The sequence below is a fragment of the Maribacter sp. 4G9 genome (genome assembly GCF_002742265.1).
Lineage (GTDB): Bacteria > Bacteroidota > Bacteroidia > Flavobacteriales > Flavobacteriaceae > Maribacter.
In genome coordinates this window covers 1-10,258 of sequence record NZ_MDGL01000133.1, presented here as the reverse complement: position 1 = coordinate 10,258, position 10,258 = coordinate 1, and the positions used below count along the sequence as shown (strand labels likewise).

Below are 10,258 nucleotides of genomic sequence, written 5' to 3'. Positions count from 1 at the left end.
GCGATTCGAAATGTCAAGGTAAAACAAAAAATATCGGGCCAGTTCAAAAACCCCAGAAATGCTCAGAATTTTGCCAAAATCCGATCCGTAATCGATACCACCATCAAAAACGGAATGAACGTGATTCAAGCATTGAACCTAATCGCTAAATTTGAATTTCAAGTAGACTGATTAGTTACAGAAAGATTTAAAAATTTTGAATTTGAGGTATATCATTGTTCTAGAATGTCAGGAGTCAAGCTATCTTGTACATCCCTTTATTTCGTATTTTGGATATGATTTAAAACCGTTTTGGACTCACGTAATAATAGCGTATATCTTCATGTCTTTTCATGCAAATAAACGGTTTAAAATAGTTAATAAATTGATATTCAATGCCCTAGGTAAAATTCATACTGTTTTATACTGTTTTGGTATACCTCCCCATCAAATTTTTGACGGATATTCTCAAGTCGGGCAAAGCGAACTCCATATATTTTTATTTTCAAAAATATATGGGGTTCAAGAGTTTTTAAACGATGCGCATTGATGGAAATGGAATGGAAGGCAATGGGTAGAGTTTTTTTATTACGCTGAATATGATGGTAAGCGATTTAAATTTCAAATTACCATATAGTTTAGGATTTATAAATAAATAGATTGATTTTTTCCCAGACAACTTTTTGGAAAAGAAGAAACTGTCCCGTAAAAGGTGAGTTAACGAAACTACTAAAAGAGACCACGAATGGGACGCTCGATTAAAAAGTTCCTTGGCCTTGCGAAGTTGTCTCAAAAAACGGCCGATTAACAAAACTCCCTGGTAAAAGTGTAAAATCCAACAAACTGACTTAAAAGCAACTAGAGTATGTCTTTTCTTCACAATCCCCTTTGGCGGGAAAAGGTCAAACTTTCAAGGGACTTCAAAACTTTTTCTCGGTAACTGGAACCTATTGGTAACTCTTGTTCGTCGATTTCAACATCCAGTTTGGTATATCCCGTTAAAAATTTCACGTTTATTATATAAGAACGATGTACTCTAAGGAAACTCTGGTTCAGTTTTTTTTCGAATGCCCCAATATTCTCCTTTACCCGTAGACTTCCGTTTGTACTTTGAATGTTGATATAATCTTTGAAGCTCTCAACATATTTGACTTTATCCAATGCTACCTTGACTCTCCGATGGCCTTGACTGACAAATATAATCTCTTTTGTTTGGTTGCCCATTTTAAAGCTTGAATGGTCAGGAACCAAAACTTTGGATTCCATTGATTTGAAAAACTTTTGAATGGCCAGGAAAAAACGCTCAAAGACAATAGGTTTCAAAAGGTAATCCAGAGCACTGACCTCAAAACCTTCTAATGCATATTCCCGATGGGCCGTAGTGAAAATAACCTGAGGCTTGTTTACCAGATTTTTGAAAAAGTGGATTCCCTTTATCACCGGCATGTTAATATCTAAAAACAGAAGATCTATCCGTTCTTTGGCAAGAAAGGATGAAGCTTCCAGGGCATTACTGCATCTTCCAACCACGTGAAGCTCTGGGATTTTGGAAACATACTCCGCGATAAGCTCCTGTGCCAATGGCTCATCATCTACGATCAAACAGTTATAAGTCATAGACATAGCTCCAGTTCTGTCTTATACGTATGGGGTTTTTCTATAATGTTCAATTGGTGTTTATTTGGGTACAGAAGTTCCAATTGCTTTTTGATATTGGATAGACCCAAGGACTTTCTCTCATTTATTTCAGGTTGTATGTCCGGTTTGGTATTCTTTAGCTCGAAAAACAACTTGTTTCCTTTATTTTCTACTTGAATTGTAATAGCAGCGTTCTCTATAGCTTCCGACACCCCATGTTTGAAGGCGTTTTCAACAAAGGTCAATAGCAATAAAGGAGCTATTTTTTCTTGCCCTGTAATGGATTCATCGAAGGAAATGCTCACTCTTTTCCCATACCGTATCTGTTCCAACTCAATGTATTTGTTGATAAGTAAAAGTTCATCTCGAAGCATGACATACTTTTTATCACATCGGTATAGCATATAGTCCAAAATATGGGACAAATTCTCAATTACTCGAACCGTCTTATCTGACTTTTTAAGGGCAAGTAGATATAAGCTATTCAGGGTATTGAACAAAAAGTGGGGGTTGAGTTGATTTTTTAGCGCGTTTAATTCAGCTTCCCGCTTTTTTTCATGCAGCACCAACAATTCTTGCCTTTCCCTATAAAACAAGATGGCCATCAAAATGATACATGGATAGGAATAATACACGGAATTGGAAAAGAACTGGTTAAAACTAAAATAGACTCCCTGAAAAGTAGGACTATCAAATCGTCTTAGAAAGACTTCGTAGGAAGAAGGATACGAGGGAACTAGATGTTGGAACAAATAAAGGGTGCAAAGTGTATGAACCAAGGCCAAAAGAGCTAAAACTAAAACGGAAAACAAAAACACTTGTTTCCTATTTAAAACTTTTGGTATTAAAAAACCTATTATCATGTAAGCGACCAACATCTGAAGAAAAACCCTGAAACCATAGACTTCAAAAAGCTCTCGGGTTTCAGCATAATACCAGTTCGCGCTAGCGGTAGAAAACAAGAACACACAAATCCAAAAAAGGAAATGCAGTGCGACCTCTCGTTTGGATTGAATGCGTTCCATTTACTTTCGAATACTTTATAATACCAGCAATATACTCGTATTTTCCAAAGAAAATAAAAGATAGATGACGAATAGGCCTTTTACGCATACGAAGAGGTTTTTTATGCTTAAATTATGATTCATCCACTCTAAGGTCGAGTTTTTATTCCCTTTCATACCCTTTGTCTACTCCTCGTTTTTTGAAGAGAGCATCCTTATAGATTTGGCACGAACATACAATCCAATAGCGTGCGAAAACTAGTATTTTATACCGTCTTTTTATCCAGTATAACCGTCTTTGGACAAAACATAGGTTCAATTTCAGGTTTGGTAACCGACAAAACTACTGGTCAGCCTCTAGCCTATGCAAGTGTGGTTCTTAAAACTCTAAGTGGAGTTGTATCCAATGGGACTATTACCAATGAAAAAGGAAATTTTCAATTTAATGAATTAGCTACTGGAACATATCTTTTGGAAGTTGAGTTCATTGGATACGCCTCCCAACAAATTCTAGTAAAACTTAATACCAACCAAGAAATGAAGCTCCCCGAAATCGCTATGTCAGAAAGTTCAGAAGTTCTTGAAGGGGTTACTTTGACCGCTGCGAAATCCGAGGTAGAGCAACGTCTGGATAAAAAGGTCATTAACGTGGGTAAAGATCTGGTTGCACAAGGACCTTCTGCCTTAGACCTAATGAACAACCTCCCATCTGTGAATATAGGTTCTGACGGATCCATTTCTTTTCGCGGAAGCGATAATGTAAGGATATTGATTGACGGGAAGTTGAGCAATTTGGAAAACCCAGCAGATGTTTTACAACAAATTCCCTCGAATTCCATCAAAAAAATTGAACTCATCACCAATCCATCTGCCAAGTATAATCCAGACGGACTTAATGGGATTATAAACATTGTACTTAAAAAAAATGCACAAGAAGGTTGGAATATGGCCTTTGGTGCCAACTCAATAATTGCACAACGAGAAAGGTACAATAGCAATGTATCACTTAACTATAAACCCAATAAAACCAACTATTATTTTGAATATAGTAATGGGTTCGGTGACCAAATTACGGACGGTATTGTCAATCGGTTTGATTTGAACTCCAATCAAATTACACGCAACGTTAATAATCGGGAGTCCCATTATGTGAAACTTGGGGCGGACTTCTATCCTTCCAAAAAATCCATTCTTTCATTTTTTACAACACAAAACCTATTCGATGCCCTTTTTGACGGGCAAAAAGATGTGATTTTCGAAGAAGATGCAGAAAACAGCTTTGCTTTAGACGATTTTTTGACCAGGAACAACCATACCCAAAACTATAATGCTGATTACAAATGGTTATTTAATGGTGAATCCCACTATCTGGAAATAGAGACCAACTATGATCTTTTCAATAGTGATTTAATCAATGATTTTGATTTTTCCGGTAACACCTCGGTACCATCTTATGTCGAAAGTATCGATGATACTCGATCTGTACTAACTTTTAACTTGGATTACAGTTTGCCTCTAGACACCAATTCAAAACTGGAAATTGGTGGTGAAGCCCGAATTAACCGTATTGACAATGAGTATACTTCTACGAACACTCAACTTGAGAATTCCACCTTTGAATATGATCGGGATATTTATTCCTCCTATTTTATGTACAATCGTTCATTAGGGAAATTTAAACTTAATTTAGGTGGGAGATTTGAGCAGTATCTTGTCAATGCGAGGTTCGATCAAGAATTATCGGGTTTGGATGATTTTGACCTTAAATTGTTTAATATTTTCCCATCCTTCTTCTTAAGTTATCAAGCCTCCGAAGAAAGCCCCCATCAGTATCAACTAAGTTATGGCAGACGAATTGAAAGACCTTCTTTCAATCAGGTGAATCCTATTCGGCAAACCACAACACCCCAACTAGTAGCATCAGGAAACATCCGATTACTTCCTCAATTTAGTAATACGTTAGAAGCAAACTACTTGTATAGATTTCAGAAGGGTTCAATCAATTCAGGAATCTTCTATCGCAATGTTCAAGATGAAATCAACCGGATTGGAATATTTGATCAAGATGACCCCAACCTATTGAGGTTAAGCTATGACAATTTTGATAGTAACAATGCATATGGTATAGAAGTAGGTGGGAACATAAGGCTTACGGATTGGTGGCGTTCCAATATTAACCTAGAATTATATCATAGGCAACAACGCGGATTCATTGAAGACGAAGAGGTAGCGGTACAAAACACGTTGACCAACATCAAATGGACACAGAATTATAGGTTGAGCAGTAAATTCAGTGCTTCCCTCTTTGGATTTTATAGTGGCCCACAAGAAATTTTACAGTATAGGCTAAAAGCCAACTATTACCTGAATGCAGGTTTACGATACAGTTTTGCCAATGGCAATGGGAGTATCAACCTGAATGCCAACGATATTTTTGGTACACGGCGTTTTGCTTTCAGAACCTTTAGAACAGTGTTTCAAGAAGGTGAATTCTTAAGAGACACTCAACAAATATTCGTAGGGCTCTCCTATCGAATGGGTGGTAAATTATCGTCACGAGCTCGTCAAAAACGCAAAAACAACATTAAAGCTGATCGCTTTTTATAAACATTCAATCATTATTATAATCCAAAACTATGAATTCAAATCAAATGAAATTATTGCTCATATGTATCCTTAGTGTTTCCTTTTTTTCCTTTGGACAAGACAATCTAGTTCATCTTAACCTCAAGAAAGGAGAGGTTTTTGATATTCTATTCCTTGCAACGATAGATGGGAGTCAGGAAACCTTTAAGGAGTACCGACAAACTGCATTCCCAGTAGCTTCGGAAATGGGCTTTTCTCCCTTGCCGGGATTTAAAATTAGGGAAACCATCCAAGGTAATTATGAACCCACAAGCTTGATTTTGGCCAAATGGAAAAACTTGGCTTCACGTGAAAAATTTCTTGATGAAATTGAGGCGCGCGTTCCAAATTTTCATGACATGCGGAAAAAAATCTGGTCGATTTTTAACTTAACCTTTTATGAACTTCCGGAAGATTACGCAATTCAATTGGATAGGGAAAAAGTAATCGTAGCTACTGCATGTTTTAAAAAGGAAAGGACAAAAGCTGATTTTACTGAATTTTTAACCCGATGGAAGAAAGCTGTAAAGAATACCAATGGTACCCTAAAAATGGAGTTGGTCAATGGAAAATCACCTGAAGGCTATGTCTACAATCCAGATTACATGGCGATTACACAATGGGAAACCAAAGAGGACTTCAATGCTTTTCAGAAGGAAAATCTTAAAATGGATGTTGGCTTCTTAAAAAATGTAAATCAATTTACGTTGACGGATTGAAAACCTCTTTAAACACCTTATAGTTTATCATCAATAATTCATATTTGTTGGATATAAACAATTGGAACATATCCCTATTTTAGAAAATAACTATATTTCGTTTTTGTGCTTCATTATGACCATAATCTATGGTAAAAATCTTTCGGAAAATTCGGTAAGATTTGATTTCAGAAAACAATCTTGGAAGTATTTGATTTATGAGTTTAATCTAATCAGAATCAAACCTAAGACGGCCATAAGTAATTGTTTGCTATCACCTACTTGTAAAAATCCTAACAGAATTTTATTTTGGGATGTAATTACTAAATTACAGGCAAATCTACTCAACCACTCATAGCGGCTACTGTTATGTAGTTTTTGACCGTAATACTCTAAAATAGAAATGAACAAAACATTAAAAAGCACTTTAAAATATTTTGTCGAAATTATTATTGTGGCTTTTGGAGTCTTTCTGGGCGTTTATTACAGCAATATTAATGCAGACAATAAAACAAAAATAGAAAAGCAAAAATCTCTGAATCTTATTCTTAAAGAGTTAGAACTAAATAAAAAATTACTTGAAGACCATATATCGTATCACGAAAATATAAGAACCGAATTGGACAGTATAGTTCCTACTTTAAGTGAAAAGGAAATGTATTCAAATTTTACGGAAGCTGAATTTAAACATATAGAAATTAAGGGCTGGACAGGTTTCAATTTTGCAAGACTTCAGAAAACAGCATTTGAGACCGCTAAGACTAGTGGATTAATAAAGGAGTTCGACATAGAGTTAGTCCAAAAATTATCTGATGTTTATTACTTTCAAGATGTTTATGTTGATTTTGGAACATCTATATTAAACAAAGCTATCGGAATAAATACATCTATGAAAATAGCTGACCTTATAGGCACAATCAAATTAATGACATCGGATTTACTAGGTTTGGAAAAAGAATTATCAACTAAGTTAGAAAAGACTTTAACAGAGTTAAAAACGCTTCAGGGAGCATAAGATAAGCCATAACTCCGATAAGCTTATAAGAAGAAAGGCAACGCCCACCATACTATGGGAAAAGGCCCAGCTATTCTACAAGGGCACCAAGCCCAAGGGGCGCATCGTCAACCTTTACAGAATATAAATATGCCCCATAAAAAGGAGTAAAGAGGTCAAGTCCGTCGATTTCGGGGCAAAGGTCAACAAACCTTAAGTGGATGGCATCAGCTTCATCGAGCACCTCTACTTTGACAATTTAACCAGGGCACGCGACTAAAACAGAACATAGGGCTGGCACAGTCACTGTTCAAGGTCAAGACCAAAATGCCGGGGGCAGATACCATCTATCCTACCACGACCATTACGAACTGTTGGCCCGGATGATAACCAAGAAGAGCGTGACAAGGCTGGAGGGAAACTTTGGCACTGACCAGGAGCACTTTGTCCTGAAAAAATAAAGGCACACAACAAGGAGACAGAGATTCTATGGATATTTTTTGGAATCCACACCACGAGTGCCAAAAAACTGGTGAACGAATCCAACACCTAGACCTAAAAACAGCTTAAAGCAGACCTGAAATCTTCAAAAAACCGTTTTGTTAGGCAATCCTATCCTTAGTTCCGAATATCCCTAATTAAGCATGCACAAAACTATTGTGCATCTTTCCTTAAGTTCCGTATTAGGAACGTTTCTAGTGAATCCCACCCCCTTATTTCCCATTGATTCGCCGTTTTATAATGCTCAATGTATGTCTCTTTCTCAGCGTTTAGCATTTGGCTCTAAAGAGGATTTGGAGAGAAAGACTTGCTCTTGATTTCTTATAATAATCTTATTTATACTACCTGAGCCCTCGAACTCGTATCGAATTCCGGAAATACTGCGCAGATTATTTTTTTCAAGTTTTATGGAATAAGCTAGCACATCATTTATATGTATTAAAAGTTGTCCATTGGATGATGCCAATTTTATGGATATATCCTCATTCATGTTAACACCAAAATATGACAAATCGTTAGTCTTTCCAGAAATTAATTTATCAGGGACAAGTAAATTGATTTCTGATATACAACCTTTAGTGGTTAGAGGAACAAGAATTACCTGACCTTCGCAGTAAACCGTTAAGCTAGCAGTCTGACAAGGCTTCTGTCCTACGTTTCTGACCACCATATCGATAGTGAAATCATCAATATAAAGGTCTTGAAAGTTTTCTATAAAATATATCCGTTTTGACTCTCGATTAACTTTGTCGTCAAATATCCCATCTTCAACACTACTATCAGATAATGCTATCCTGTCATTGAAAACAATGTCGTTTTCATTTAGATAGGTTGCGGACTTCCCTTTCCCCAAAATACCCAGCCATCCGTTTGAAGGAATTAGAAGACCGTGCTCTTTTACTATAACGTCATTGACCACAAGTTTGGCCATGAAATATCCAGGGCTATAATATATGGATGTCGCAATACTATCAGTATTTGATACGGCATGCCGTTTTGTCTCATCCCAGCTCTGTTGTATTTCTAATTTATCTCCTTCTTCAATATATGAAGGAATTCCATATTCAAAAACAATAGAGTTAGGAATACCACTGGAAATTTTTTTGCTAGAAAAGCTGAAGTCCGACGAGTTAAACTTTTTTTCGGAAAAGAAGCTCCCGTTAAGAAGAACATACAATAGTGGTAGAAATGTTAAAATCGCAACCACAAACAAGAAGGTTTTTTTTAAACTGATTATTGGAGTTGCCTCTTTTTTCTTGTTTTCTTTTCTTGTTATGAAATCGCGCCAATCGTCATATTCAATATATTGCGCCAAAATATTTAAAGTAGTAGTGCTGGGGTCGGATGAATAATTGAGTCTTCCCCAAACCCTTTTCAAAGTGTTCGCGCTTAATTTCATACCAGTTCCTTGATGAATTTTTTCGCTTAACTTTTCAAAATCATAGGAAGACCATTCGCTACTTTTCCCCCAACCAAGCTTTTTCTCGATTATTGCAAGACAAACTTGAAGGTCTTGATTTTTTTCTATTTTTTTTAATTGACTCATTTAATGCTGATTACCGAATTGGACGAACTTGTACAATAATGATTTTAAGAATATCTAGACGTAATCATCTCAAAATCTAAATTTAAATAGTTGAAAATTATGAAATTATGAAATCGCAAATTAAATTAAAACACTATTTAATGAGTAGCGTATTCTCTCTTTTCTTAATGGGATGTAGTGCGCAAAAATCGATAATACCAACCAAGGAAAATGTTCGAAGCGTTAACCGAGAAATCCACTTCACAGAAGGTGTACTAGAGCTGAATGCAGCCGAAGGAAATGGGATGGCTATTTTGACTGATGTATCCTTTCAAATCGGCACTATACAATTAGATATTAAAGGGGAGAATAATCCCGGTAGTAGCTTTGTTGGGATTGCATTCAACATCCAGAATGATTCTACTTATGAAGCTGTTTATTTCCGACCTTTTAATTTTAAATCTCCCGAGCAGAATAGACTTGAACATGGCATTCAGTATATTTTTGAGCCGAACTATCCTTGGTATAGGTTACGGAACGAAAATACAGGTGAGTTTGAAGCAGAATTCATCAACCCGCCTCCGCCGGATGATTGGTTTTCGATTTCACTAACCATCGAAAAGAATAGGGTTATTGTTAAGGATAGTTCTGGAAGATTATTAATGCAGGTCAAAAGACTCTCAACTATTTCTTCAAGTAAAATTGCATTTTGGGTAGGGAACTACTCAAAAGGCAGTTTTAGGAATTTAAAAATTCAATAGCAATTAGTCTTACGCCCAATGTTTTCAAAAATCTAAATACGTATAATCAATTTGCACTTTAATGATTAAAATATTTCTCCCATTAGTCCTAATTCTCATACTGATAAGTTGTAAGCAACCACCTAAATCAACCGATGTTTTTGAACCTACATATCCCGATTCCATTCCTACAATCTTTGCACCAGATATAATTTCGGTAAAAGGTAGGTTGGAGCATGGAATTTCGTTCACTCCAGACAATCAAGAATTGGTATTTGGAGTGCTGAACAAGGACGATTTTAGCGGTAAAATATTTCATTCTAAGTTGGGTGATAAAAATTGGGCTAAACCAATTGTTTTTAATCCTTTAAGTAACTAATCAGTCTACTTGAAATTCAAATTTAGCGATTAGGTTCAATGCTTGAATCACGTTCATTCCGTTTTTGATGGTGGTATCGATTACGGATCGGATTTTGGCAAAATTCTGAGCATTTCTGGGGTTTTTGAACTGGCCCGATATTTTTTGTTTTACCTTGACATTTCGAATCGCTTGC

The 10,258-nt window shown here is 36.2% G+C and carries 8 protein-coding genes and 2 pseudogenes; 6 read left to right on the top strand and 4 right to left on the bottom strand.

Annotated elements, in window-relative coordinates:
- A pseudogene (locus BFP75_RS13565) lies at positions 1 to 171 on the top strand (IS66 family transposase); the annotation flags it as partial.
- Positions 172 to 855: 684 nt separating this feature from the next.
- On the opposite strand, the gene BFP75_RS13555 reads toward BFP75_RS13565, so the two are convergent.
- The gene (locus BFP75_RS13555) at positions 856 to 1,602 is read right to left on the bottom strand and encodes a LytR/AlgR family response regulator transcription factor (RefSeq protein ID WP_240531787.1); all 747 of its coding nucleotides are present in this window, start codon (positions 1,600 to 1,602) and stop codon (positions 856 to 858) included.
- Positions 1,593 to 2,642: a sensor histidine kinase gene (locus BFP75_RS13550; RefSeq protein ID WP_099545916.1), complete on the bottom strand. Its 1,050-nt coding sequence runs from the start codon at positions 2,640 to 2,642 to the stop codon at positions 1,593 to 1,595. The genes BFP75_RS13555 and BFP75_RS13550 overlap by 10 nt, the downstream gene beginning before the upstream one ends.
- A 228-nt stretch (positions 2,643 to 2,870) precedes the next feature.
- On the opposite strand from BFP75_RS13550, the gene BFP75_RS13545 reads away from it, so the two are divergent.
- From BFP75_RS13545 to BFP75_RS13530, 3 genes are all read left to right on the top strand, one after another.
- Entirely contained in the window at positions 2,871 to 5,228 is a 2,358-nt protein-coding gene (locus BFP75_RS13545) for a TonB-dependent receptor domain-containing protein (protein ID WP_099545915.1), read from the top strand.
- A 29-nt stretch (positions 5,229 to 5,257) separates the two neighbouring features.
- Positions 5,258 to 5,965, top strand: coding sequence for a hypothetical protein (locus tag BFP75_RS13540; protein ID WP_099545914.1), 708 nt, complete (start codon positions 5,258 to 5,260; stop codon positions 5,963 to 5,965).
- Between the two features lie 382 nt (positions 5,966 to 6,347).
- Positions 6,348 to 6,959 carry a hypothetical protein gene (locus BFP75_RS13530; RefSeq protein WP_099545912.1) on the top strand — a complete coding sequence of 204 codons (612 nt, stop codon included), beginning with the start codon at positions 6,348 to 6,350 and terminating at the stop codon, positions 6,957 to 6,959.
- A gap of 742 nt (positions 6,960 to 7,701) precedes the next feature.
- Here BFP75_RS13530 and BFP75_RS13525 read toward each other — a convergent pair.
- Positions 7,702 to 8,985 (bottom strand): hypothetical protein, encoded by a 1,284-nt coding sequence (locus BFP75_RS13525; protein ID WP_099545911.1) that lies wholly within the window; start codon positions 8,983 to 8,985, stop codon positions 7,702 to 7,704.
- Positions 8,986 to 9,092: 107 nt separating this feature from the next.
- Between BFP75_RS13525 and BFP75_RS13520 the strand changes: the two genes are divergently transcribed.
- The gene (locus tag BFP75_RS13520) at positions 9,093 to 9,725 is read left to right on the top strand and encodes a hypothetical protein (protein WP_099545910.1); all 633 of its coding nucleotides are present in this window, start codon (positions 9,093 to 9,095) and stop codon (positions 9,723 to 9,725) included.
- A 61-nt stretch (positions 9,726 to 9,786) separates the two neighbouring features.
- Positions 9,787 to 10,083: a hypothetical protein gene (locus BFP75_RS13515; RefSeq protein WP_099545909.1), complete on the top strand. Its 297-nt coding sequence runs from the start codon at positions 9,787 to 9,789 to the stop codon at positions 10,081 to 10,083.
- On the opposite strand, the pseudogene BFP75_RS13510 reads toward BFP75_RS13515, so the two are convergent.
- A pseudogene (locus BFP75_RS13510) lies at positions 10,084 to 10,258 on the bottom strand (IS66 family transposase); the annotation flags it as partial.